At 63.5% G+C, this 25,765-nt stretch carries 15 protein-coding genes; 14 read left to right on the top strand and 1 reads right to left on the bottom strand.

Annotated features, from left to right (window positions below; genetic code table 11):
- Positions 1-44 precede the first annotated feature (44 nt).
- The 12 genes from VA599_RS14490 (at position 45) to zapE (ending at position 23,417) form a co-directional block, all read left to right on the top strand.
- A complete protein-coding gene (locus VA599_RS14490; RefSeq protein ID WP_346789209.1) occupies positions 45-9,116 on the top strand; it encodes a Tle-like phospholipase domain-containing protein in 9,072 nt (3,023 codons plus the stop codon).
- Between the two features lie 52 nt (positions 9,117-9,168).
- Positions 9,169-10,044, top strand: coding sequence for an ankyrin repeat domain-containing protein (locus tag VA599_RS14485; RefSeq protein ID WP_346789207.1), 876 nt, complete (start codon positions 9,169-9,171; stop codon positions 10,042-10,044).
- 962 nt (positions 10,045-11,006) lie between these two features.
- Positions 11,007-11,951: a chemotaxis protein gene (locus tag VA599_RS14480; RefSeq protein WP_021477783.1), complete on the top strand. Its 945-nt coding sequence runs from the start codon at positions 11,007-11,009 to the stop codon at positions 11,949-11,951.
- A 195-nt stretch (positions 11,952-12,146) separates the two neighbouring features.
- A complete protein-coding gene (locus VA599_RS14475; protein ID WP_346789205.1) occupies positions 12,147-12,890 on the top strand; it encodes a (Fe-S)-binding protein in 744 nt (247 codons plus the stop codon).
- Positions 12,887-13,585, top strand: a complete 699-nt coding sequence (locus VA599_RS14470; RefSeq protein ID WP_346789203.1) for a LutC/YkgG family protein — start codon at positions 12,887-12,889, stop codon at positions 13,583-13,585. Before VA599_RS14475 ends, VA599_RS14470 begins: the two co-directional genes overlap by 4 nt.
- The gene (locus VA599_RS14465; RefSeq protein WP_346789201.1) at positions 13,582-15,039 is read left to right on the top strand and encodes a LutB/LldF family L-lactate oxidation iron-sulfur protein; all 1,458 of its coding nucleotides are present in this window, start codon (positions 13,582-13,584) and stop codon (positions 15,037-15,039) included. The genes VA599_RS14470 and VA599_RS14465 overlap by 4 nt, the downstream gene beginning before the upstream one ends.
- Entirely contained in the window at positions 15,036-17,852 is a 2,817-nt protein-coding gene (locus tag VA599_RS14460; protein ID WP_346789200.1) for an FAD-binding and (Fe-S)-binding domain-containing protein, read from the top strand. The genes VA599_RS14465 and VA599_RS14460 overlap by 4 nt, the downstream gene beginning before the upstream one ends.
- Before the next feature lie 126 nt (positions 17,853-17,978).
- Entirely contained in the window at positions 17,979-19,613 is a 1,635-nt protein-coding gene (locus tag VA599_RS14455; protein WP_346789198.1) for a lactate permease LctP family transporter, read from the top strand.
- 135 nt (positions 19,614-19,748) lie between these two features.
- Complete coding sequence (cysM, locus tag VA599_RS14450) at positions 19,749-20,639, top strand: cysteine synthase CysM (RefSeq protein WP_346789196.1); 891 nt, start codon at positions 19,749-19,751, stop codon at positions 20,637-20,639.
- Positions 20,640-20,715: 76 nt separating this feature from the next.
- Complete coding sequence (gene yfcF / locus VA599_RS14445; RefSeq protein ID WP_346789194.1) at positions 20,716-21,327, top strand: glutathione transferase; 612 nt, start codon at positions 20,716-20,718, stop codon at positions 21,325-21,327.
- A 53-nt stretch (positions 21,328-21,380) separates the two neighbouring features.
- The gene (locus tag VA599_RS14440; protein ID WP_346789192.1) at positions 21,381-22,163 is read left to right on the top strand and encodes a substrate-binding periplasmic protein; all 783 of its coding nucleotides are present in this window, start codon (positions 21,381-21,383) and stop codon (positions 22,161-22,163) included.
- 90 nt (positions 22,164-22,253) lie between these two features.
- Positions 22,254-23,417: a cell division protein ZapE gene (gene zapE / locus VA599_RS14435; protein ID WP_346789191.1), complete on the top strand. Its 1,164-nt coding sequence runs from the start codon at positions 22,254-22,256 to the stop codon at positions 23,415-23,417.
- Positions 23,418-23,432: 15 nt separating this feature from the next.
- Here zapE and VA599_RS14430 read toward each other — a convergent pair whose 3' ends face one another.
- Complete coding sequence (locus VA599_RS14430; RefSeq protein WP_166438193.1) at positions 23,433-24,182, bottom strand: MgtC/SapB family protein; 750 nt, start codon at positions 24,180-24,182, stop codon at positions 23,433-23,435.
- Positions 24,183-24,470: 288 nt separating this feature from the next.
- Between VA599_RS14430 and rbsK the strand changes: the two genes are divergently transcribed.
- Positions 24,471-25,361, top strand: coding sequence for a ribokinase (gene rbsK, locus VA599_RS14425; RefSeq protein ID WP_346789189.1), 891 nt, complete (start codon positions 24,471-24,473; stop codon positions 25,359-25,361).
- Positions 25,358-25,756: a D-ribose pyranase gene (gene rbsD / locus VA599_RS14420; protein ID WP_021477795.1), complete on the top strand. Its 399-nt coding sequence runs from the start codon at positions 25,358-25,360 to the stop codon at positions 25,754-25,756. The genes rbsK and rbsD overlap by 4 nt, the downstream gene beginning before the upstream one ends.
- The last annotated feature ends 9 nt before the right edge of the window (positions 25,757-25,765 follow it).

Raw genomic sequence — 25,765 nt, 5'->3', positions numbered from 1 at the left:
ATGTCACCGCCAAGACCGACGCGGCGGGCAACGTTACGCGCTATGTGTACGACGGCAACGACCGGCTGCGCTACAGCATCGACCCGCTGGGGCAGGTGACCGAGCAGCGCTACGACGCGGCGGGGCATGTCACTGCCAGCGTGCGTTACGCGACAGCGATCAAACTGGATGGATTGGGCCAGGCGCTGAAGGCCAGCGACCTGACGGCGCGGCTGAAGCCCGGCAGCCAGGATCAGACCACCCGCACCGTGTATGACGCGGCGGGCCGGCAAAGCTATGTGGTGAATGCCGCCGGCGCGGTGACGCAGTACGAGTACGATGCGGCAGGCAATGTCACCGCCAGGCGCGAGCTGGCCAATCCGGTACCGACGCGCGGGGTGAAGATCAAGAACGCGGACGGGCGGATTCACGACATCGTCAAGTACCTGGGCAGCTTCAGCGCCGGCGATGTGGTGACGGCGACGGTGCGCTGCAAAGCGCCGGCAGGACTGAAGAGCGATGTGTTCCTGGGCAATGCGGCGGGACCGAATCCCTACGACAACGCGGTGTCACAGACGGTGGCGGGCGATGACGGCTGGCACACGGTCACTCTGACGCAGAAGATGACGCAGACGCGGGACATCCAGGTGCTGCTGTACAACCTGGTGCAGAGCGGCGATGCGCAAGCGGGGGTGGTCTATGCCGATCTGCGGGTGAGCAGCGCGCAGCGCGGCGAGGTGCTGGCGGAGAGGTTCGAGACGTTCGACCCGGCGGCAAAGGGCTGGGTGGTGGAGGCGGACTTCGAACAGACGCTGGTGGGCCTGTCGCAGGGCGGCGCATCTGACCAGCTGGCGGCCTTCTTGCCGACGCTGCTGGATCCGGCGCGGGACCGGGTGACTTCGAACGTTTACGACGCGGCCGGCCGCCTGCTGTCAGTCAGCAAGGGTGACGGCGCGGGTGTGATCCAAACCGCCCGCTACGAACTGGACGCCTTCGGCAACCGGGTCAAGGAGTGGGACGGCAACAACCACCTCACGACGCGCGAGTTCGACGCGTTGGGCCGGGTGCATAAGGAAACCCACGGCGAGGGCGACGCCACCGTCACCGACTACGACGCCTTCGGCAACGCCGTCAAGATCACCGACCCGCGCGGCAACGCCGGCTACTTCTACTTCGACGCGCTGGGCCGCCGCATTCTGCAGGTGGATCCGGAAGGCGGCGCCACCCGCACCGACTACGACGCTCTCGGCAACGCCCGCGCCGTCACCCGCTACGCCAACGCCGTCGATGCGTCCACGCTGCAGATCGGCACGCCGCCGGCCATCGTCGCCGACGCCAAGCGCGACGCCGTCAGCCGGGTCGACTACGACGCGCTGGGCCGGCAGACCAAGATCTCCGACGCCGAAGGCGGCGTCGAGACGATGACGTACGACGCCTTCGGCAACAAGGCGACGTACACCAATCAACTGGGCGCGGTGTTCAGCTACGACTACGACGCCGCCGGCCGTGTGCTGAAGGAAACCGGCCGCGACGGTGCGACAGTCCTCAGCACCAAGCGCTTCGAATACGACGGCTTCGGCAACCGCACCCTGCAAGTGGAAGCGGAAGGACAGCCGGAACAGCGCAGCACCCGCTACCGCTACGACAGCCTGAACCGGCTGGTCAGCCAGAGCGGCGATGCGGTGACCATCTACACGCTGGACAAAGGCGTGCAGAACAATGTCAGCCCGACCGAAAGCCGGCGCTACGACGCGGCCGGCAACCTGGTGGAGTTCACCGACGCCAACGGCAACGTCACCCGCAGCGCCTACGACAGCCAGAACCGCAAGGTGCGCGAGCGCAACGGCGACGGCTACGTCACCACCTGGGCCTACGACGGCGCCGGCAACGTGACCGAGCAGCGCGTGTACGCCACCGCGGTAGGCCTGCCGGCCGACGGCAGCGCGCCGCAGCCGGCGGACGGCAATTGCCGCGTCACCCGGTTCGAGTACGACAACAACAACCGCCTGACCAAGACCATCACGCCGCCGCAAGACATCAATGTGATCTACCGCGGCGAGAACGGCAACCCGGTCTTCCAGGCCGCCGCGGACTTGGTGGTGGCTAAGAATTACGACGCCAACGGCAACGCAGTCCGCGAAACCGATGCGCGCGGCAACAGCGTGCATCGCTGGTTCGACCGCGCTGGGCGCAAGGTGCTGGAAGTGGACGCCGCCGGCTATGCGGTGGCATGGGACTACAACAGCGCCGGCAAGCCGGTGCGCGAAACCCGCTACGCCGCGGCGCTGAGCGGCGTATCCGATCAAACCACGCTGGATCAGGCGCGGCAGCAACTCAAAGCCCGCAGCGATGACCGTATCAGCGAGTTCGACTACGACCGCATGGGGCGGGTGAGCGAGGAGCGCAGACTGAACGTCAAAGTCTCGGTCGATGATGGCCAGAGCGATGGCCTGAACACGGTGCGCACCCAGTATCTGTACAACGCTTTGGGCCAAGTCCGGCAGCAGATCGACGCCAAGGGCGGCATCACCGACATCGATTACGACTCCTTAGGCAGAGAGACCAAGCGGCGCGAGGCGGCGTATGGCGCAGATCAAGGCGGGGTGCGTCCGGAAACGCGCACGTACTACAACGGCTTGGGCCAGAGCGCCAAAGCGGAGCGCGGCAATCTAAGCCGGCCGTTTCTGAGCAGCGAGTACGGGGTGGGCGGCCGATTGCTCAGCCAAACTGATGCCGAAGGCAATGTCATCCGCTATCAGTACGATGCGGCGGGCAATCTGACGCGGACACTGCGCGACCGGCAGAGCCCGGACGGAACAACGGTGACGGACGAAACGTGCTTTGCCTACAGCGCCGCCAAACTGCAAACCGCCAGATTGGATCCCGGCAGCGGCCTCTGGCTGGAAACGGCTTACAACGCCTGGGGCCAGATCACCGGCAAGCGCAGCAGCCTGGACCGCGGCGGCGCCTGGCAGGAGTTCAGCGAATATGATGGCCTGGGACGTTTGGTGAAGGGCAATGCCGGCGGCGTGACCAAGCTGTACGGCTACGACGCCAACGGCAATGCGATGCTGACGGTGGAGTCAGGCGACGACAGCGGCGATGCGTTGCGCGCCATGAGCCTGGCGGGCTTCCGGCAGATGATGGAGCAACGCTCTGATCCTAAAGCGCCGATGGACACGCTGCGTTTGACGATGAGCGACTACGACGCGCGCAATCAGCGCACCGCGACTTACCAGCCGGTGATGGTGAAGGTGCGGGATCTGGGCTTGGCGCGGGTGATGCCGTGGTTTGGCGCGCAGACGGTGTCGGGGACGGACAGCGTGGTGAAGGTGGGGCCGGTTGGGAAAAGCGGAGGGGCGCTGCCGAATAATCCTCTTGGCGGAGTAATGGAATTTACTCTGCCTTTTTCGGGTGGCTTGACGATTAGGCCTTTTGTTGATGCTTGGAATAATGAAACTTTGGAAGGGAATGGATTTGATGGTTGGTTGATGGGGTTTTATGTTAAAGCAAACTTGCCTGTTTTAAATGGATATGGCGCCGGGCAATTTCAAGTTGAGATTGTTAATCTTAATAAGCCTAGCAAAGAAATTAGATCGGGCAGGGTAAGTTTTGATCCTGGATCTAATGGGGCTGAAAAGCTGATTGATTCAGGTGTGCTTGAACAGATTTATTTTGGTGTGCCTAGATATCCTAAAGATTATTCTGGTTGTAGGATTGCAGTGAATGTTTATAAGGTCCTTCCTAATGGCCAGACCATTAACATATACAGTAGTGAGGCAGTTATTCCGAGTGGCCCTTTGGGTGGAGTATCTACTAGTGTTGCGGTGAAAAATACATCTCGGTTGTTGCATTTCAAAGACCAACCCAGCGACGTCAACCGCCTGCTGCTGCTCGTCCGCGGCAAGGGAACCAATGAAGGCTGGCGCGTGATCAATGTGCCGCGTTTCTCCGGCAACTGGTTCACATTGGATTGGTCGGGCATGGCGCGTGGCGACTATGAATTCCGCTACCTGGGTTATAACGGCGACGGTCAGCTGAAGTCTGCCCGCCAGGGCACGATGCGGCTGGATGACAGCGGCGCGCCGCCGCAATTATCCAACGACCCGATGCCCAAGGCCTTCATGTACGGCCCGGGTCAGGGCCTGATGAATGTTGCCGGCCTGGGCGACGGCGTCACCCAGGGCCGAATCCGCTTCCGTTCCCCAGGTGGCGGCTGGGGCGAGGAGCGTGATGTCAATATGGCCACCTCTGGTGGCCCGCTCAAGGGGTGGCTGCAATTCGATCCGGCGGCAATGGGCTTGGCCGCTGGCCAGCGCTACGAATACAAGCTGCGGGGATTGGGCGGAGAGACCGTTATCGGCAGCTTTGTGCCCAACGATCCCAACAGCGTCAGCGAGCCGCAGCGTTGGCTGGATCTGCCGCAGACCGTGAGGCTGTTCAACCAGCCTGCAGGCGTGACCAGCGGCAAAGTTCTGTATCGCCGGGCCGGCAGCAACGATGCGCGTCAAGAAGCGGCGCTGGTTTACGATCCAGTGGAAGGTTCCTATGTTTGGAACTGCGCGGACTTGGCCGGCAGGCTGAGCCAACCGACCGATTTCGAGGTGGAGTGCCAACTGTATGGCAGCGCTGGCCAGCTGCTAAATCTGGTCGGCGGCACCGTGCGGTTGGGGCAACAGAATGAAATTCAGGCGAGTCTGGCTGGCAGGTCGTTGCCCGCCAAAGTGACGTTTGCGCCATCACAGTTGGATGGCGTGAAGATGGAGCTGCGCTATCACCTTAAAGGCAGCCAATCGGATACCGATTGGCAAAACGTCATCCTCACGCGCGGCGCGCAAGGCTTCGAATTCAATGTGGATGGCCTAGCGGTAGGCGATTATGAGTACCGCTACCAATTGCGCAACGCCGCCGGCCAACTGCTGAACGGCGCGGATGGCCAGCCCTTGAGCGTCAGCGGCTATCTGCGCCGCGGCGCGCCGGGCGAGCGCGACCGTACCGGCGATATGGAATGGGTCTTCATCGGCATCAACAACCCCAATTCCACCATCACCCGCAGCCAGCATTACAACGCCTTCGGCGAAGTGGATAGCGAAACCGACGGCATCGGTAATACCAGCCGCTACGTCTACAGCGCCGCCGGCAAGCTGTTGAGCAAACAGGACCCGCAAGTCAGCATTACCCTGGAAAACGGCCAGAAACAGACGGTCTCGCCGCTCACCCAATATCGCTACGACGCGATGGGCAATACCGTGGCCACCATCGACGCCAATGGCAAAACCAATCGCCAGCGCTGGTTGGCCGGCAGCCAGAATGGCCAAGGCAAGGTCACCGACGAATGGCATGCCGATGGCGGCGTCAAAACGATGAAGTATGACGCCCAGGGCAATCTGGCCAGCAGCCAAGACGAAATCAAGCGCCTCACCCGCTATGGCTACGACAACCTTGGCCAGCTCAAGCGGGTGGACCGCGCCGGCGGCGGCTACGACGAATACGACTACGACAGCGCCGGCCAGCGCATCCGCCACCGCGCCACCAGCACCGGCAGCGATGTCTTCACTGACACCACCCGTTACGACAGCCTGGGCCGGGTGCGGGAAACCGTCAGCGCGGCAGGGCGGCATTTGAACTACGACTATCGCTGGGACGCTCAGTTGAAAGGGGCGGGCGGCACGGTGGTGGGCGGCTGGCGTTGCGTCACCCGCAACGACAACCTCGGCAATAACTGGCAGGAAGACGTGGTCAACTTGTTTGGCCAGAAGGTTGAGCACACCGACTTGGGCGGCCGGGTGATCGCCTACGACTACAACAACGCCGGGCAGCTGCGTTGGCAGCATGGCGTCAAGAACTCCGCGCAGAACATCGTCTACCGCTATTACGGCAATGGCTATCTGATGAGCCTGGAAGACAGCGCAATCGACAGCTACACGCTGTACGAGTACGACAAGGAGGGGCGAAAGACTTTTGAGGGTTACCGGTCGATCCGGGCAAAAGACACGTATCAGTATGCCGAGATCCAGTATGACGCGCTTGGGCGGGTGACCCAGATCCAGGATCCCAAATTCCTCACCCGCTACGAGTACGACGCGGTGGGCAACCGCCGCCGGATCTATGCCGAGTATCGCGACCCGGTGGATGGCAGCCAGCAGACGCAGGACAACTGGTACACCTATGACGAGATGAACCGCTTGGCCATCAGCATGGGCAGGTTGGACAACGGGGTCATCACCCGCGGCAGCGGCGCCGCCAGCACCGGCGTGCAGATCGCTTACGACCTGGCTGGCCAGCGCAAAGTCGTCATCAACGCCAATAACGGCGTCACCGAAACCTATGCCTATACCGACAACGGCTATCTGAAGGATACCTGGTTCAATGGCAAGCAGGCCGCGCATCGGGAAAGCGACCTGTTGGGCCGGGTGACGGAGTATCGCGACTACCGTTGGGATGGCGACGGCGGCCAGAAAAGCAAAACCGTCACCGAATACGATCGCGACAACAAGGTCTTGAGCCAGGTGCAAGACGACAAGAGCCGCACCGCGTTCAAAATGTACAACGACGGCACGCTGGAGCATACCGAGCAAAAAGACGGCGATACCACCACCACCACCTATTACACCTATGAATGGTGGGACGAGGCCAAGCAGTCCACCATCACCGCCAAGCCGTACAACCCCAATGCGCCGGGTTGGAAGGACGGCACGTCCCATCTGAAATACGACGCCAACGGCCACTTGGCGGAGGCGATAGACGAGGTCGCCAATCGTTCCTTGCGCTACGTCAGCAATGCCCAGGGCCTGGTGCTGCGTCGGGAAGAGCTCAATAAGGGCAGCACCTACAAGAAGCAGGATTACTACTATCTGGATGGCAAGCAGGTGGGCGCGGCCGGCAATGACGGCCTGGTTCGCGTCAACTATGCGCAGGCGCTGGCGCAGATCAACCTGGGCAACCGCAAAGATGAATACCGGCATGGCTATCAGGTTAGCAGCGCCGATTTCGACCAGAACTACGAACCGATCGGTGCCAATTACCCGGCGCAAGCGCCTGGCACGGTGACGGCGCGGGATGGCGACACGCTGCAAGTGATCGCCGCCAATCTGTGGGGCGACAAATCGCTGTGGTATCTGCTGGCCGACGCCAACGGTCTGACCGGCACGGAAACGCTGAAGGCCGGCCAAGTGCTGCGGGTGCCGAACAAGGTCACCAATCTCCACAACAACAGCGGCACCTATCGCGTCTACAACCCGGGTGAGGCGATAGGCGATGTGACGCCGACGCTGCCGGAACCGCCGCCGCCCCCGCCCCCGCCGGGAGGCAGCGGTGGTTGCGGCGGGATTGGATCGATCTTCGTCGCGGTGGTGGCGGTGGTGGCGGTGGTGTTTACGGCGGGGGCCGCTCTCACGGTAATCGCGCCTGCAGCGGCCTCTGCTGCTGGCGGAATAATGGCGGCAGGCATGGCTGCTCTGAGTGGCGCGGCTGGGTTGGCAGGTGTGGCCGCCGCCGCCATCGGCGGCGCGATTGGCTCCATCGTCAGTCAAGGCGCGGCGATGGCTATGGGCATGCAGGACAAATTCTCATGGGGCCAAGTGGGTCTGTCAGCCTTCACCACCGCGGCCACTGCGGGATTGGCAGGTGGTGCGGGCGGCTCGGTATTGGCCGGCAAAGAGGTGGGCGCGACCGTGGCGCGGACGATGGCCGTGAATGCCGCGACCCAAGGCGTGGCGATGGCGACAGGCCTGCAAAAATCGTTCAGTTGGACCTCGGTGGCGGCCTCCGGCGTGGCGGCGTGGGCGACTAGCGGCAGCGGCTTGCAAGCTGGCAAAGGCGCGAATGCGTTTGAGCAAATCGGCTACGGCACGCTGCGCGGCATGGTGGGCGGGACCATCCAGTCGGTCGTGGGCGAGGACCGTAGGCCAAACTGGGGCAACTTGGCGGCCAGCTCGTTCGGCAACGCGCTGGGCGAGTATGCCCGGGACAAAATAGTTGCAGCCGATTCCTTGTCCTACACGACCAAAATGGCCTCGGCGCTTACCGACATGCTGAGGGAAGAGGAAGGCAAGCCGGTTCGGCTCGACAGCCGCAACATGGTCGCCGATGCCAGTAACAGCGTATTGCCTGGCGTGTTGCCGGAGGCCGAGGCCCAAGACCCTGAACTGGCCGCGAAGCTTAAATCCATTGCCGAGCTAAAGGCGCAAGCCAGCCAACTCGCTCATGCCTATCAGGATGTCGGTCTGAAACAGAAGATGGCCGATCGGGTGGGAGGGCAGAGCCAGCTCGATGGTTTTATGCGCGCCTATCAAGAAAATTTGGTGTCCGAGGACGTATATCTGGATTATCAGTCACCGAACAAGGCGGAACAGGCGCAAGTTCAAGCCATGCGCGGGGTGCTGGATGTGTTCGGCATTTCCCGACTTAGCGCAGACGACGTTCGTCTGCAAGGTCTGACGCTGGATGACAACAAGGACAGTGGTTTCTACGCGGCGGTGTATCGCCAGGGCGCTACCGACTTGTATCCTCAACAGCAGGCGGACCGTTATATCGCCGCGTTCCGCGGTACCGAGCCGGCAGCCAATGATGCTTTGACAGATTATTTGAATGGGCAGGGGATTGTGACTCCTCAGTATTCTTTAGCGGCGAAATTAGCAGGGAAATTATCGTTGATAAGTGATTTTAATCGCGATCTTAGCTTCACCGGCCACTCCTTGGGTGGCGGCTTGGCCACCATGGCGGCAGCAATCACAAACCTTAATGCTAATACCTTTAATGCAGCAGGGGTGCATCAAAGCGTGGTGGAAGCCTTGGGCGGCTCCCTGGCGCATATCGATCAGCAGGTCAATGCCTATCATCTGCGTGGCGAGATTCTGACTTCTATGCAAACTAGTTCTGTGGTTGATGCCGTGGGTGTCGTATTGACGCCCGTCAAGGTGATCGCCAGCGTGCTGGCCGGCGAGCCAAGCTTTGGCCCCGGCTATGTACCGGAGGCGAAGGGGAGGCCGGTGCCCTTGACCGGCTGGATAGGCGAAGATCAGCAAAGTAGCTGGCTATCCCGTGTTTACCATACGGCGTCCTTGCACTCCAATGGCAATGTGCTCAATAGCTTTTACCATCTGCTGAGCGGGCCGAGCGCGCAGCCGGCGCAATAAAGGGAGAACCGCAATGACTTGGTTGAAACGCTTGATGGCGGGAGGAATATTGATGAGCATGCTGCATGCCCCGGCCGAAGCCGGCTTATGGGGAACCACCTGCGCCAGGCGCAGCTTGGACGAGGCCTACCGCAATCCGCAGGCAGTGGCACTGGTGAAGGCCGCCGTTCATGGCGATGTTGAAACCGTGACGCGGCTGGCGGAGGCGGCGCCGGGCTTGGTCAATACGCTGGAAGACAGCGCGGTGCCGCCGCTGCTGTGGGCGATTTGCGCCGACAATGTGGAAGGCTTCGAAGCGCTGCTCAAAGCCGGCGCCGATCCCAATTTGGGCGGCAACGGCCATGGCCCGGGCGATGGCAAGGGCCATGGCCGGATGGAGGACGGCACGCTGATCCGTGAGGGCTGGTCCGCCATGCTGTTGGCGGCGGGTTCTGGCAATCCAGCGTTTTTGCGATTGGCGCTTCGCTACGGCGGCGATGTCAACGCGGCCAAGGGCAAACGGGTGGAACCCAATCAGCCACTGTTGCAGGCGGCCTATCATGGGTTATTCGATAACGTGAAGACGCTAGTTGCGGCTGGGGCGGATATCAATGCGAGGGATATAGAGTACTCTACGCCGGAGTATGCCATGGCGATAAGGGGAAGGTTCGATATTGCAGTTTGGCTGCTGCAGCAGGGCTATCACTATGATTTGCAGCATTTGGCTTTGGTGGCGGAGATCCGCCAGGTTCCTTTGAATAGCCCATTGCAGCGCAGCAAGGAGCAGTTGATCAATATGCTGCGCGCCCAGGGCCTGGTCTTTCCGCGTCGGCCCCTGAACTTGCGGGCATTGAAAGAACGCGACATCCCGCCCGAGGCGGTGGAGGATTTGATCATGGGCCGCAAACTGGTATGGCAGTTTCCGCTTAAGTCCGAGCCGCCGCGTTAATGGATGGGCGTAAGTTTTTTTAGGTCCGCCAGCTAAATTTCGTATGCCCTTCTCCTCCAGATAGGGCCGTAGATACTGTCTTTCATGTCGCGCGGCTATGCGCAAGCTGGTTCATCTGTGTTTTAGTGTGTAGAAAATGTGCCAACTTTATCGGACTGACTACGCAAGAGCCGTGTGACGTAAAAGACGGTATCTACGGTCCCTAATCCTTTTAAGCGGGGTGATTTGTGAGCTTGATTAGGCTAGGGATTTTTATTATGTGTTTAAGCGCGGTTGGCTGTGCTTCTAAGCGGGAAGTGACATCTGATCGATTTAAAGGGGTGTCCGAGACAGTTAGCTTGATGCTTGAGGGGGAGAAGGCTTTCAATGCGAGCCACTCTTTCGACGGCATGGCAGCAAGTGATGCGGCAAAGTCCCTTGAGGGGGAGGGATTTTCTTGCCAGATCGAATATGCAAGGGTGCCAATCTCGCTTATTCCTCTGGCAATGGTAGATGTGCCTAATGTTTATTGTCGAAAATCAGAGCCGAAATTGAAAGATTACTGTCCAAATAAGATGGTTATTGTAAAGGTGGAGTGGCGGGATCCAAAGGTGCCTATGGATAAACTGTATAGGGATGCGCAGCTTAGTCCTGTCAAGGAAGTTAGATTTCATTGTCACTTGAAGTAGGATGGTAATTATTATCCTGGGATGGGCGGGCAGGTTTCAGTCTTGCTCATATATTCGGTAGTTTACCATCGTCAGTTAAGCGGCTGATACTCGCCATTTGCCGCACCATGGCGGCAATGTTTTATGCTAATGGACTTTGTTGGCGTTGCTGGTGAGTAAGATAACCAGGGCTGTAGAAGCCACAGTGTTGTTTGGCTGCCTCTGGATGAAAAGTCTTATGTCATATTTCGACAAGCCCATCTAGTTTGAGATATTTGCTATAAAGACATACTGTCTTTTGCAAGGAGTTACGCGATGTCCGACCTGCTGAAAAAAATCGACGCCCGAACCAAGCTGGCCGGCACCAATAAGCTGGAAATCCTGCTGTTTTCGCTGGGCGACGATCAGCGCACCGGCCGCAAGGAGGTATTCGGCATCAATGTGTTCAAGGTGCGCGAGGTGATGCGCACGCCGGAAATCACCACCGCGCCGGAGATGCCGGCTTCGGTGGAGGGCATGGTCAGCCTGCGCGGCGCGCTGGTGCCAGTGATCGACCTGGGAAAATACACCGGCATCGTCACGTCCAAGCGGCCGGAGATCATGATCATCACCGAGTACAACGGCCATACCCAGGGCTTCCTGGTGGAGACGGTGGATACCATATTGCGGCTGGACTGGTCGGCGATGCGGGTGCCGCCGGACATGATCACCAACCGGATGGCGGGGCTGGTCACTGCGGTCACCGAGTTGGAGAACGGCACGCTGGTGATGATGATGGACGTGGAGAAGGTGCTGGCCGAAACCTGCCTGTCGGACGAAACCCAGAACTATATCTCCATCGAACCGGTGAAGGAGGATAGGCACATCTTCTTCGCCGACGACAGCGCGGTGGCGCGCAAGCAGATCGAACGCACGCTGGACGCGATGCATATCCGCTATTCATCGGAAATGAATGGCATGCGCGGCTGGGAAACCCTGCAGAAGATGGCGCAGCAGGCCGAGGCGGCGGGTCAGAAGCTGAGCCAAGTGCTGCACCTGATCCTCACCGATGTGGAAATGCCGGAAATGGACGGCTACATGTTGACCAAGATGATCAAGGACGACGCGCGTTTCGTCGGCATTCCGGTGCTGATGCACTCATCGCTGTCCGGTATGGCCAACAAGAAGCTGGGCGAGTCTGTCGGTGTGGACGCTTATGTGTCCAAGGATGAGCCGCAGAAACTGGCCAGCAAGCTGCGTGAGATGCTGTTGTTGGAATAACGTCCATGCGGCGCGTCGCCCGGCAGGGACGCGCCCCCCATTTCTGCTCGCCTGCGCTCCGTTCGGGGGCGCAAGACTCCGCTCGGCCCTCTCACTCTTTCCCCGGCGCCTTCTTGTCATATTGACGAACTCAAGCATTCACTCTAAAGTGGTTTTCATAAGAATAATTGGTCTTACCAATTTACAAAGGAAGCCATGAAGACGCCTGCCGACGTTTACCTGTTCGGCACCTGTCTGCTCGACCTGTTCCTGCCGGAAGCTGGCCTAGACGCCATCGCCCTGCTGGAAGGCCTGGGCGTGCGGGTGCATTTCCCCCAGGCCCAGAGCTGCTGTGGCCAGCCGGCGTATACCAGCGGCCATCCCAAGGAAGCGCTGGCCGTGGCGCGCGCGCAACTGGTCTGTTTCCCGGAAGACTGGCCCATCGTGGTGCCGTCTGGTTCCTGCGGCGGCATGATCCAGCATCATTGGCCACGCCTGTTCGCCGGCGAGGCGGACGAAAGGGCAGCCTGCGCCATTGCCGCGCGGGTGGTGGAGTTTTCCGACTTCCTGCTGAATCACCTGGATTGGCAGCCGCAAGACCTGGGCGAGCCGGTCAAGGTGGCGGTGCATACCTCCTGCTCGGCGCGGCGCGAGATGAACGTGCACAAGACGAGTTGGGCGCTGGTGGATCGGTTGCAGAATGTTCAGCGCGTGGCGCATGACCATGAGTCCGAGTGCTGCGGCTTCGGCGGCACCTTCTCCATCAAGCATCCGGACATCGCCGGCGCGATGGTGGCCGACAAGGCCCAATCGCTGGAGGATAGCGGCGCGATGGAGTTCGTCACCGCCGACGGCGGCTGTCTGCTCAATATCAACGGCAAGCTCGGCCAGTGCGGCAGCGGTTTCAGGGGGCGCCATCTGGCCAGCTTTCTGCTGGAGCGCACCGGAGGCAAGCGATGAGCGCCCGAGCCTCCATCTTGCAAAAGCTGCGCGCCGCGCCCAGGCAGGAACGCGCGCGGCCCGACCTGGCCGGCCATTTCCAGCGCTTCGCCAGCCCGAACGATGAAATCGCCCGCTTGCGCCATTGGGCGGCGATGATGCGCGCTGTGAAAACCGACATCCTGTGGACGCACGAGGCCGAGTGGGACGCGGACTTGGCCGGTTGGCTGGCCGCGCATCCGCAAGATTCCATCCTGTTATCCGACACGCCGCATGGCCGGCGGCTGGCGCAATGTCTTGAGGGCAGGGCAGACGCGCCGCGCATCGTCTGGTTCGAGCGCGAGGTGGATGGCTGGAAGGCGGAGCTGTTCGACATCGCGGCCGGTTTCACCGCCGCCCGCTGCGGCATCGCCGCCACCGGCACGCTGGCCTTGTGGCCGGACGAGGCCGAGCCGCGGACGATGAGCCTGGTTCCTCCCTTGCACATCGCCTTGTTCGACGCCGCGACCTTGTACCCGGATTTCTATTCGGCGCTGCAGGGCGAAAGCTGGGCCGCGGGCATGCCCACCAACGCGCTGCTGATTTCCGGCCCGTCCAAGACCGCCGACATCCAGCAGACCCTGGCCTACGGCGCGCACGGCCCGCGCGAGCTGCTGGTGCTGGCGCTGCTGCCGTCGCATATCGCCATCCATGACGTGGAAGGAGACGGGCGATGAGCGAGAGCAAGATCACCATCTACCCTTCGCGCGCCTTCAAGGACAACGCCAAGCTGGCGCTGGCTGACGACAAGCTGAGGCGAAGCCTGCGCGGATCGATGGACTTTTTGATGGCCAAGCGGCTGGCGTCGTTTCCGGACGAGGCGGAGCTTGCCGCCTTGCGCACGCTGGGCGAGGGCATACGCCAGCGCTGCCTGTCCAGGCTGCCGGACTTGCTGGAGCAACTGGAAGACAAGCTTACGGCCCACGGCGTGCAAATGCATTGGGCGGAAACGGCGGAGGAGGCCAACCGCATCATTCACGGCATAGTCGCTGCCCGGCGCGGCAAGCTGATGGTCAAAGGCAAGTCCATGGTCAGCGAGGAGATCGAGCTCAACCATTATCTGGCCGAGCAAGGCGTGGAAGCGGTGGAGAGCGATATGGGCGAGTATATCGTCCAGCTGGCCGGCGAGAAGCCCACCCACATCATCATGCCTGCCATCCACAAGACCAAGCAGGACATCGCCAAGCTGTTCCACGAGCAGCTGCCGGACACGCCGTATACCGAGGATGTGGACGCGTTGATCCAGATCGGCCGCCGCGTGCTGCGGCGCAAGTTCCTGGACGCCGACGTCGGCCTGTCCGGCGTCAACTTCGCGGTGGCCGAAACCGGCACGCTGTGCCTGGTGGAAAACGAGGGCAACGGCCGCATGTGCACCACGGTGCCGGACGCGCACATCGCCGTCACCGGCATCGAGAAGGTGGTGGAAAAGCTTGAGGACGTGGTGCCGCTGTACAGCCTGCTGACCCGCTCCGCCATCGGCCAGCCCATCACCACCTACTTCAATATGATCAGCGGCCCGCGCAAGCCGGGCGAGAAGGACGGCCCGCGCGAGGTGCACCTGGTGCTGCTGGACAACGGCCGCAGCCAGGCCTACGCCGACGAGCAGCTGCGCAAGACGCTGCAATGCATACGCTGCGGCGCCTGCATGAACCACTGCCCGGTCTACACCCGCATCGGCGGCCACGCTTACGGCACCACCTATCCGGGGCCGATAGGCGAGATCATCTCGCCGCATCTGATGGGGCTGGACAACACCCAGGACCTGCCGACCGCGTCCAGCCTGTGCGGCGCTTGCGGCGAAGTGTGCCCGGTGCGGATTCCGATTCCGGAGATGCTGATGCGGCTGCGCGAGGAGAGCCAGCGGCCGGCCGGAGAGCGGGTGGCGCATCCGCTGCGCGGCCAGGGCGCGGCGGCCAGCGGCGCGGAACGCCTGGCCTGGAAAGGCTGGCGCTTGGTCAACGCCTCGCCCGATTTGTACCGGATGTTCGGCTGGGCGGCTACGCGCTTGCGCAGGCACGCGCCCAAGAATCAGTTGGGCTGGACGCAGAACCATTTGCCGCTGACGCCGGCGCCCAAGACGCTGCATGAGCTGCTGCGCGAACGCGAGGCGAACAAGGGGGAATCCGCATGACGCCCGCCCACGCCGATTTTCTGCAGGATCTGCGCCAGACGATGCCGGCGGCGCGCATTTTCACCGACCCATTGTCCACGCTGGCCTACGGCACCGATGCCAGCTTCTACCGCTTGCGGCCGCAGATCGTCGCCCGAGTGGAGAGCGAGGGCGAGGTGGCCGAGCTGCTGCGTCTGGCTCGCCGGCATCATGTGGCCGTCACCTTCCGCGCCGCCGGCACCAGCCTGTCTGGCCAGGCGGTCAGCGATTCGGTACTGGCGGTGCTGGGCGACGGCTTCAACCACGGCGAAGTGCTGGACGGCGGCGCGCGCATCCGGCTGAGACCCGGCGTGATAGGCGCGCACGCCAACGCGATGCTGATGCCGTTCGGCCGCAAGATCGGCCCCGACCCGGCGTCGATCAACACCGCCAAGATAGGCGGCATCGCCGCCAACAACTCCAGCGGCATGTGCTGCGGCACCCGCGACAACAGCTATCACACCATGCAGTCGCTGCGGCTGCTGCTGCTTGACGGCGCCGTGCTGGATACCGCCGACGCGGCCAGCGTGGCGGCCTTCCGCGAGTCGCATGCCGGCCTGCTTGACGGCCTGGCGCAGCTGTCGCGCGAGCTGGCCGGCGATTCGCAGCTGGCCGAGCGGGTGCGCCGCAAATACCGGCTGAAGAACACCACCGGCTACGGCATCAACGCCTTGCTGGATTTCACCGATCCGCTGGAGATGCTCAGCCACTTGATGATCGGCTCCGAAGGCACGCTGGGCTTCATCTCCGAGATCACTTTCCACACGGTGGCCGAGCATCCGCACAAGGCGTCGGCGCTGGTGCTGTTCGACGATCTGGAGCGCTGCTGCCGCGCGGTATCGGCCCTGAGCGCGGCGCGCGACGCCAGCGGGGTGTCGGCGGTGGAGTTGATAGACAGCCGCAGCATCCGCGCGGTGCAGGGCAAGCCGGGACTGCCGGATTTTCTCTATCAGCCGGTGGGGCCGGGCAGCACCTGTCTGTTGATCGAGCTGCGCGCCGGCGACGAGGCGCGGCTGGGAGAGGATTGCGCCGCGATCGAGCGGCTGCTGGCCGATTACCAGCCGCAAGTATCCAGCGGCTTCAGCCGCGACGCGCGCGAATGCGAAACCTACTGGGCTTTGCGCAAGGGCCTGTTCCCTGCTGTGGGCGCGGCGCGGCCGGTGGGCACCACGGTGGTGATCGAGGACGTGGCCTTTCCCATCCCTCAGCTGGCCGACGGCGTGGCCAAGCTGACCGCGCTGTTCGACAAGCACGGCTACGACGAGGCGCTGCTGTTCGGCCACGCGCTGGACGGCAATCTGCACTTCGTGTTCGCGCCCGGTTTCGAAAGCCCCGCGGAGGTCGACCGCTACCAGGCTTTCATGCAGGACGTCAGCGATCTGGTGGCCGGCGAGTATGACGGCTCGCTGAAGGCCGAGCACGGCACCGGCCGCAATGTGGCGCCCTTCGTGCGCCAGGAATGGGGCGATGCCGCCTGGAACATCATGCGCCGCATCAAGGCGCTGTTCGACCCGGAAGGCCTGCTCAATCCCGGCGTGATCATCACCGACAACGACAGGCTGCACCTGGAAAACCTGAAGCCGATGCCGGCGGCGGACGATCTGGTGGACCGTTGCACCGAGTGCGGCTTCTGCGAGCCGGCCTGCCCGTCGCACGGGCTGACGCTGAGCCCGCGCCAGCGCATCGTCGCCTGGCGGCGCATCCGCCAGCTGGAGCGCGACGGCGAGGGCGCGATGGAGCTGGCGGCGCTGAAGTCCGGCTATCGCTACCGCGCTGTCGATACCTGCGCCGCCACCGGCATGTGCGCGACCCGTTGTCCGGTGGGCATCAACACCGGCCTGTTGATGAAAAAACTGCAGGGTCCGAGCCGGCGTCCCGCTCTGGCCGGCTTCGCCGAGCGGCATATGGGCTGGATGACGGCGGCGGCGCGGACCGGCTTGCGGCTGGCGCATCTGGCTGGGGCGCGGCGTTTGAACGAGTGGACGCGCCGCCAGCCGGGCGAGCGCAAGGTGATTCCGCTGATCCCGGCCAGCCTGCCGCGCGCCGCCGCGCCGCTGCCCCGTTTGTCCGGCGACGGCGAGCCGGTGGTGCTGTTCGTCAGTTGCGTCAACCGCGCGCTGGCGGAGGGCGAGGGTGGAGAGTCCGTCGCAGTCCATACCATGAGTCTGCTGCGCCGCGCGGGGTTCGCGCCGGTCTATCCGCCTGGCCATGACGGCCTGTGCTGCGGCCAGCCTTTCGCCTCGGCCAACGCCGCAAACGCCTTGGCCAGCAGCCAGGCATCGCTGAACCAGGCCTTGCTGCGAGCGAGCGCCGACGGCCGCCACCCGGTTTATCTCGACAACAGCCCGTGCGCGGCCCGCGTCAAGCAGGCGCAGGCCGAGGGCTTGCTGGACCAGCGCTTGAAATTGTTCGACGCCGCCGGTTTTCTGACGGAAAAAGTCCTGCCGCGGCTGAGCATCGTCCGGCGGCTGCCGCAACTGGCGCTGCATATCCCGTGCAGCGCGACGGCGATGGGTGCGGCTGGAAACTTGAAGCAACTGGCCGCCAGTTGCTGCGAAGAGCTGACCGTGCCGGACATCGCCTGCTGCGGCTTCGCCGGCGACAAGGGTTTCACCGTGCCGGAATTGAACGCCCATAGCCTGAGGAGATTGAAGCCAGCCTTGCCGGATGCTTGCCGCCACGGCGTGTCGATGAGCCGCACCTGCCAGATCGGCCTGACCGAGCATGGCGGGATTCCCTACGCCAGCATCGAGGCGCTGCTGGATTTCTGCACCAACCCAAGCGGTCCGCCATGAAGACCGCCTTTTCAACGCTGATGTAAACCCAAGAAACGCAAGCCAGTCCTGCCATGCCGAAACGATCCCGTTCATCGGCAGGGGAGCGGCTGCGCCTGCGAAACCAGGAATGAGGAGAAGCTTCACATGCAAGGCATCTGGACCCAACAGTACTTTCCCGCCGGCGGCTCCGCGCTGTCGGCATTGATGGCCGCGTTGCCCATCGCTTTTTTCTTCGTCGCGCTGGCGGTGCTGCGATTGAAGGGCCACGTCGCCGGCACGCTGACGGTGCTGATCGCGCTGGCGGTGGCCATTTTGTTCTACGGCATGCCGGCGCAGATGGCGTTGGCCGCCGCTGCCTTCGGCTTCGGCTACGGGCTGTGGCCGATCGCCTGGATCATCGTCGCCGCGGTCTTCCTGTACAAGATCACGGTCAAGACCGGGCAGTTCGACATCATCCGCGCCTCGGTGCTGTCGGTGACCGAGGACCAGCGGCTGCAGATGCTGCTGGTGGGTTTTTCCTTCGGCGCCTTCCTGGAGGGCGCGGCCGGATTCGGCGCGCCGGTGGCCATCACCGCCGCGCTGCTGGTGGGGCTGGGCTTTAATCCGCTGTACGCGGCCGGGCTGTGTTTGATCGCCAACACCGCGCCGGTGGCTTTCGGCGCGATGGGGATACCGATCATCGTCGCCGGGCAGGTGACCGGGCTGGATCCGTTCCTGATCGGCGCCAAGGCCGGCCATCAGCTGCCCATCCTGTCGGTGATCGTGCCGTTCTGGCTGGTCATGATGATGGACGGCCTCAAGGGCGTGCGCCAGACCTGGCCCGCCATCCTGGTGGCCGGCGTCTCGTTCGCCGTCACCCAGTTTTTCACCTCCAACTACATCGGGCCGGAGCTGCCGGACATCACCTCGGCGCTGGTCAGCCTGGTATGCCTGACGCTGTTTCTGAAAACGTGGCAGCCGGCCGAAATCTTCACTTTCAACGGCCGCCGCGCGCCGTCCGTCCGGCAGGCGAGCGGCTTCAGCCTGGGACAGATCGCGCGCGCCTGGAGCCCTTTCCTGATTCTGACCGCGCTGGTGACGGTGTGGAGCGTCAAGCCGTTCAAGGCCTTGTTCATCAAGGGCGGCGCGCTGGAGGGCTGGATCTGGAAGCTGCATGTGCCGGGGCTGGACAAGCTGGTGCTGAAGACCGCGCCCATCGTCGCCCATGACGCGCCGTACGAGGCGCTATACAAGTTCGACATCGTCTCCGCCGTCGGCAGCGCCATCTTCCTGTCCGCGTTGCTGTCGATGGCGCTACTGAAATTCCGCCCGGCCGATGGCTTGCGCACGTTGGCCGAGACATTGGTCGAGCTGCGCCGGCCGATATTGTCGATAGGCATGGTGCTGGCCTTCGCCTTCGTCGCCAACTATTCCGGCATGTCGAGCACGCTGGCGCTGTGCCTGGCCGGCACCGGCAAGGCGTTTCCGTTCTTCTCGCCGTTCCTCGGCTGGCTGGGCGTGTTCCTGACCGGCTCAGACACCTCGTCCAACGCGCTGTTTTCCGCCTTGCAGGCGGCCACCGCGCACCAGCTGGGCGTGTCGGACGTGCTGTTGGTGGCGGCCAACACCACCGGAGGCGTCACCGGCAAGATGATCTCGCCGCAGTCCATCGCCGTGGCCTGCGCGGCGGTGGGGCTGATAGGCAGGGAAGCGGACCTGTTCCGCTTCACGCTGAAACACAGCCTGATTTTCTGCAGCTTCGTCGGCCTGTTGACCTGGCTGATGGCGTACATGGGCTGACGCGGATTCCCCGCGGCGGCAAGCGCCGCCGCGGAGCGGACTGTCCAGTTACAGATGGTTATTAGATTAGAAATAACGATTTCGCATCTGCTGATAGCCAATCGATATAATGGGGCCAGTTCTGGGAGAGGCTCTGTGTACAAATATCTGGAAGATTTCGTCGGCGGCACGCCGCTAGTGCGGCTCAAGCGCCTGCCGGGCGATAACGGCAACGTGGTGCTGCTGAAGCTGGAGGGCAATAATCCGGCGGGGTCGGTGAAAGACCGGCCGGCGCTGTCGATGATCCGCCGCGCGGAGCGGCGCGGCGACATCAAGCCGGGCGACACGCTGATCGAGCCCACCAGCGGCAACACCGGCATCGCGCTGGCGATGGCGGCGGCGATGATGGGCTACCGCATGGTGCTGATCATGCCGGAGAACTCCAGCGCCGAGCGGGTGCAGGCGATGCGCGCTTACGGCGCGGAGGTGATCCTGACGCCGGCCGCCGGTTCGATGCCGGCGGCGATAGACCTGGCGCGCAGCATGGAGGCGGCCGGCGAGGGCCGCATCCTCGACCAGTTTTCCAATCCGGACAATCCCCAGGCGCATTACGAGGGCACCGGTCCGGAAATCTGGGAAGAGACCGAAGGCAAGATCACCCATTTCGTGTCCAGCATGGGCACCACCGGCACCATCATGGGCACCGGCCGCTTCCTGAAGGAAAAGAATCCGGCCATCCGCATCGTCGGCGTCCACCCGGAACCGGGCAGCCAGATCGCCGGCATCCGCAAATGGGAAGACCCGTACGTGCCGAAGATCTGCGACTTTTCCCGCATCGACGAGATCCTGCATGTCGGCCAGCAGGAAGCGGAAGACACCGCCCGGCTGCTGGCGCGGCGCGAGGGCATCCTGGCCGGCCCGTCTTCCGGCGGCGCGCTGGCGGTGGCCTTGCGGCTGGATGCGCAATTGAAGAATGCGGTGATCGTGTCGGTGGTGTGCGACCGCGGCGACCGCTACCTGTCCACCGGATTGTTCGACCGCGCTTGACGCAGTGTGGCCGGTTGCCGGCTTGGCAGCCGGCCCGGCGGCGATTAGCATGGCATTTTGTTCGAAAGATGCCGATATGCTGAAACTCTACGTCGATCAGGATTTCTTCAGCCCCTACGCGATGGCCGCCTTCGCCGCGCTGACTGAAAAGGGCCTGCCTTTCGAGGCGCTCACCCGCGACCTCGCCGCAGGCCAGCAGTTCGAGCCCGCCTACCGCGCGCAATCGCTGACCTCCCGCGTGCCGACATTGGTGGACGGCGATTTCTCGCTCAGCGAATCATCGGCCATCATCGAATACCTGGAAGACGCCTACCCCGACACCCTGCGCGTGCTGCCCGTCGATCTGAAAGCCCGCGCGCGCGCGCGCCAGCTGCAGGGCTGGCTGCGCAGCGATCTGCTGCCGCTGCGCGACGAGCGCAGCACTGAGACGGTGTTCGGCCGCAAGCCGGCTTTGCCGCTGGGCGAGGCTGCGCGCAAGGCTGCGGACAAGCTGATCGCGGTGGCTGAAGCGGTGGTGCCGGCGGATGGCGGCAACCTGTTCGGCGACTGGTGCGTGGCGGACGCGGAACTGGCCCTGCTGCTGAAGCGACTGACGGCGGAGGAGATGCCGCCGCGGCTGTCCGCCTACGCCGAGCGGCAGTGGCTGCGGCCGTCGCTTGTGGCCTGGCGCGCCCGGCAGGCTCGCTGAGCCGGCCCCGTCCGCTCTATACTGCGGGTAAAGAAGAGCGGGGGACGGGGACGATGGGCATCGCGAAGACGAGTTCCAGGCTGTGGGCCGGCCTGCTGCTGGCCTGCGCCGGCGCGCAGGCGCACGCGGCGTCGCGCGATCTGTATTTCGTCACCCAGTTGTTCCCCCCCTTCATCACCCAGGATGCGGACGGCAGGCTGGATGGCGCGCTGGTGGCGATTCTGCGCGAGGCCTGCCGGCGTTCGTCATGGAATTGCACCGTCCAGGCCATGGTGTGGAAGCGAGCGTTGCTGACGATAAGCCAGGGCGGCGCCGACGGGCTGGTGCTGGCGCAGGACGCGCCGGAGCGGCGGGCGGTGATGGAGCTGTCCAAACCGGTGCTGGCCAGCAGCTACGGCCTCTACGTGAAAACGAACAGTTCCTTGCGTTACCGCCAGCCTGGCGATCTCGCCGGGAAAACCATCGCGGTGTATGGCCCGTCGCTGTCGCAGACCAATAGCGAGCGGCTGGTCCAGGGCGTGGCCGGCGTGAACCTGACCGTGGAGCTGGATCCGGAGACGGTGCTGCGCAAGCTGGCGGCGGGTCGTTACGGCAACAATGCGGTGGCGTTTTCCAACGACGATGTTGCCCGTTACTGGATCAAGCGCGACGGCCTGGGCAATCTGCGCAAGCTGGCCGAGGTCAAGCAGTTGACGTATCTGTACGGCTTCACCCGCAGCCGGGTGAAGCCCGGCATGCTGGAAACGTTCAACATGGCGCTGGACGGCATGTGCCGCGACGGCAGCCTGGCCAGGCTGGCCGCGCCGTCCGGCATTCGGCTGGCCACCTGCCGCTGAGTGCGGCAAGGGTGGGTCAAAGCGGTTATCATTCAGGGAATCCTTCGCCGCCGGCGGCGGCGCCAAACGCAGCGCAGAACAAGCATAATCATGTCGCAACACGCATTCTCTCCGGACGAGAACGTCCATTGTAGCCCCAGGGGCTGGTACCAACTGGCCAGCGAAAAGCCCGGCTTCATCCATGACGAGGCCCAGGCCGCGGCCATCGAGCAGCTGGACCGGCTGTGGCACGAGTTGGTGGATTTCAAGACCAAGCGCAATCGCTTCCTGGGCCGCAGCCTGAGAAGCCCGGATGTGCCGCGCGGCCTGTATTTCTGGGGCGGGGTAGGGCGCGGCAAGAGCTTCCTGATGGACGCGTTCTACGCCTGCGTGCCGTACCGCCGCAAGCGCCGCATCCACTTTCACAATTTCATGGCGGAAACCCACCGCGAGCTGCGCAAGTTCGCCGGCGGCAAGGACCCGCTGCTGGCCTACGCCGACGAGATCGCCAAGTCGACGCGGCTGCTGTGCTTCGACGAATTCCACGTGTCGGACATCGCCGACGCGATGATTCTGGGCCGCCTGATGTCTGCCTTGATCGAGCGCGGCGTGGTGGTGGTGACCACCTCCAATTACGCTCCGGACGATCTCTACCCAGGCGGCCTGCAGCGGCAGAACTTCCTGCCGACGATAGAGCTGATTAAACGCGAGATGGACGTGCTCAACGTCGACGGCGGACATGACTACCGGCTGCGCGAACTGACGCGGGAGCCGTTGTTCATGGTGCCGGCCGACGAGGGCTGCGAGCGGAAGATGGAGCAACTGTTCCACAAAGTGGGGACTGGCGCGGACCTGCCGCAAAAAAGCATTACCGTGCTGGATCGCGAGATCGAGGTCAAACGGATGTCGCCTGGCGTGATCTGGTTCGATTTCATGGCCTTGTGCGACGGCCCGCGCGCGCAGACCGACTACCTTGAAATCGCCAGCGAATACCATACGGTGTTCGTGTCCGGCATTCCCCGGCTGACGGCCAAGCAGGCGTCCATCGCCCGCCGCTTCACCTGGCTGGTGGACGTGTTCTACGACAACCGCGTCAAGCTGATCGCCTCGGCCGACGCGCCGCCGGAAGAGATCTACACCGAGGGCCTGCAATCCGGCGAGTTCTTCCGCACCGCCAGCCGGCTGACCGAGATGCAGTCCAAGAGCTATCTGGAGCTGCCGCACCAGTCGATGGCGCAAAGCCACGACCAGCCGCCGCCGGGCGTGGCGCTGTAAGCGGGCCGGCCGCGCTCAGTTGCGCGCCGGCTGCAGGTCCAGCTCCAGGATGTGGTCGGCCACCATGATGTCGCGGGCCAGGTCCACCACGCTGATGAAGCTGCGCCGGTCGTGCGCGGACACCAGGAAGCTCCAGCTGGCGCCGTTCTGATCGGCGCGGATGCTGATGCTTTCCTCGTGCAGCTTCAGGCCCGACGGCGCCAGCCGCTCCGCCAGCCGCTCCACCGTCCAGTCGTGGTCGGCGCTCAGCTTGACGCTGACGAACAGGCTGACCCGCCGCGGCAGGATGTTCTCGATGCGGTTCACCACGGTGACGAAGACCATGCACAGCAAGGTCAGCGCGATGGCGGCGCCGTAAAAGCCGACGCCGATCAGGATGCCGATCACCGACGACATCCACACCGAGGCGGCCGAGGTCAGGCCGCTGATGCTCAGCCCTTCCTTCATGATCATGCCGGCGCCCAGGAAGCCGATGCCGGTGAGCACCCCTTGCGCCACCCGCGTCATGTCGCCGTGCATGATGTCCGCCGACTGTCCGCCGTACCAGTAGCCGGAGTAGCCGATGATGCTGATCGCCGCCGACGATGCCATGCACACCAAGCCGTAGGTGCGCATGCCGGCCGCGCGGCCGTTGTACCAGCGCTCATAGCCCAGCAGGCTGCCCAGGACCAGGCCGCCGAACAGGTGGGCGACGACCAGCAGGTTGACCTGCCATTTGCCGGCGTTCCAGTACAGGTCGGCCAATTGCTGCCAGCTCAAATCCATTTTCTTCCTCCGGCGCCGTCGGGCGCGCATGCGGTGTCGGTTTGCTTAAGCGGGCATCATGGCATACCGCGCGACGCTTTCTCAATCCGGCAGGCATTTGTCGGCGAGGGGGCTGCCGGGCCGCATTGATATCTTTACGTGAAAATATGTAGTGAGATGACTACATTTTTGCGCTTCCCCTCTTTCGTGAAGCTGTCCATCTCTGCTATAAATCGGTGCTGATTACGTTTTAGCAAAAAAATCGCAATTTGTGCGTTGCAATGTAGCAAAGGTACACAAGGAGACGGCATGACTCGGGTGCTGGTAGTCGGCAGTATCAATATGGACCTGGTGGCATCCGCCAAGCGGATGCCGAAATTGGGCGAAACGCTGCTGGGCGAGGGATTCTCCACCTACCCGGGCGGCAAGGGCGCCAACCAGGCCGTAGCCGCCGCCCGTCTGGGCGCGCGAGTGTCGCTGCTGGGCTGCGTCGGCGACGACGCTTTCGGCCGCGACTTGCGCGCCCATCTGGAGCGCGAAGGCGTGGATTGCGGCCGGGTGGGGACCGTGGATGGTCCCACCGGCATCGCCGCCATCACCGTCAGCGGCGGCGACAACGCCATCCTGGTGGTGCCTGGCGCCAACCACAAGCTGACGCCCGCCCATCTGGACGCCGCCGAGCAGGCCTTCATCGACGCCGACGTGGTGCTGACCCAGCTGGAAATTCCGCTGGCGACAGTGCGCCGCGCCGCCGAACTGGCCGCCCGCCACAAGAAGCCGCTGCTGCTGAATCCCGCGCCGGCGGTGCCGTTGCCGGAAGAGCTGCTGCAGCGGGTGGCGTTGTTGACGCCCAACGAGCACGAATTCCTGACCATGCTGGCCCAGCCCGACGCCGACTGGCGCTCGCTGCTGGCCGAGCGCCCCGGCAAGTTGGTGATGACTCACGGCAAGCACGGCGCCTATTTCGCGTTGGCGCGCGGCCAGCTGCGCCATCAGCCGGGCTTCGAAGTCAAGGCGGTGGACAGCACCGGCGCCGGCGACACCTTCAACGGCGCGCTGGCGGCCTTCCTGCCGCTGGGCCTGGAAGAGGCGGTGCGCCGCGCCAACGCGGCCGGCGCGCTGTCGGTCACCCGCCACGGCGCGCAGGGCGGCATGCCCGCGCTGGCGGAGCTGGAAGCCTTCCTGGAGAGCAAAGCATGAAGAAGCACGGCCATCTGAACCGCGACATCGCCCGCATCCTGGCGTCGATGGGCCATACCGACAGCCTGGTGATCGCCGACTGCGGCCTGCCGATTCCGCCCGGCGTCGAGTGCGTGGACCTGTCGCTGAGGCTGGGACAGCCCGGCTTCATCGAAACGCTGGACAGCGTCCTGGCCGATTTCCAGTGCGAGCGCGCGGTGTTCGCCATCGAGTGCCGCCAGCACAACCCGGCGGTGCAGGACAGGGCCGAGCGGATGGCGAAGGACGGAGCGGCGCTGGATTTCGTCAGCCACGAAGAATTCAAGCAGCGCTGCCTGGCGGCGCGGGCCGTGATCCGCACCGGCGAATGCACGCCGTACGCCAACGTGATCCTGCACTCCGGCGTGATCTTCTGAGGAGACGGA

It is taken from the genome of Chromobacterium indicum (assembly GCF_039708975.1).
In the GTDB taxonomy this organism is placed as follows: domain Bacteria; phylum Pseudomonadota; class Gammaproteobacteria; order Burkholderiales; family Chromobacteriaceae; genus Chromobacterium; species Chromobacterium piscinae.
The sequence above is the reverse complement of the archived record's forward strand: the minus strand, read 5'-3'. Positions and strand labels throughout refer to the sequence as shown.

Coding starts and splice junctions, on each gene's coding strand:
- VA599_RS14480 (WP_021477783.1), top strand. CDS start 11,007: ATGTCCGACCTGCTGAAAAAAATCGACGCCCGAACCAAGCTGGCCGGC.
- rbsD (WP_021477795.1), top strand. CDS start 25,358: ATGAAGAAGCACGGCCATCTGAACCGCGACATCGCCCGCATCCTGGCG.
- yfcF (WP_346789194.1), top strand. CDS start 20,716: ATGCTGAAACTCTACGTCGATCAGGATTTCTTCAGCCCCTACGCGATG.
- VA599_RS14430 (WP_166438193.1), bottom strand. CDS start 24,182: ATGGATTTGAGCTGGCAGCAATTGGCCGACCTGTACTGGAACGCCGGC.
- VA599_RS14440 (WP_346789192.1), top strand. CDS start 21,381: ATGGGCATCGCGAAGACGAGTTCCAGGCTGTGGGCCGGCCTGCTGCTG.
- VA599_RS14470 (WP_346789203.1), top strand. CDS start 12,887: ATGAGCGCCCGAGCCTCCATCTTGCAAAAGCTGCGCGCCGCGCCCAGG.
- VA599_RS14475 (WP_346789205.1), top strand. CDS start 12,147: ATGAAGACGCCTGCCGACGTTTACCTGTTCGGCACCTGTCTGCTCGAC.
- VA599_RS14485 (WP_346789207.1), top strand. CDS start 9,169: ATGAGCATGCTGCATGCCCCGGCCGAAGCCGGCTTATGGGGAACCACC.
- VA599_RS14455 (WP_346789198.1), top strand. CDS start 17,979: ATGCAAGGCATCTGGACCCAACAGTACTTTCCCGCCGGCGGCTCCGCG.
- zapE (WP_346789191.1), top strand. CDS start 22,254: ATGTCGCAACACGCATTCTCTCCGGACGAGAACGTCCATTGTAGCCCC.
- VA599_RS14460 (WP_346789200.1), top strand. CDS start 15,036: ATGACGCCCGCCCACGCCGATTTTCTGCAGGATCTGCGCCAGACGATG.
- VA599_RS14465 (WP_346789201.1), top strand. CDS start 13,582: ATGAGCGAGAGCAAGATCACCATCTACCCTTCGCGCGCCTTCAAGGAC.
- rbsK (WP_346789189.1), top strand. CDS start 24,471: ATGACTCGGGTGCTGGTAGTCGGCAGTATCAATATGGACCTGGTGGCA.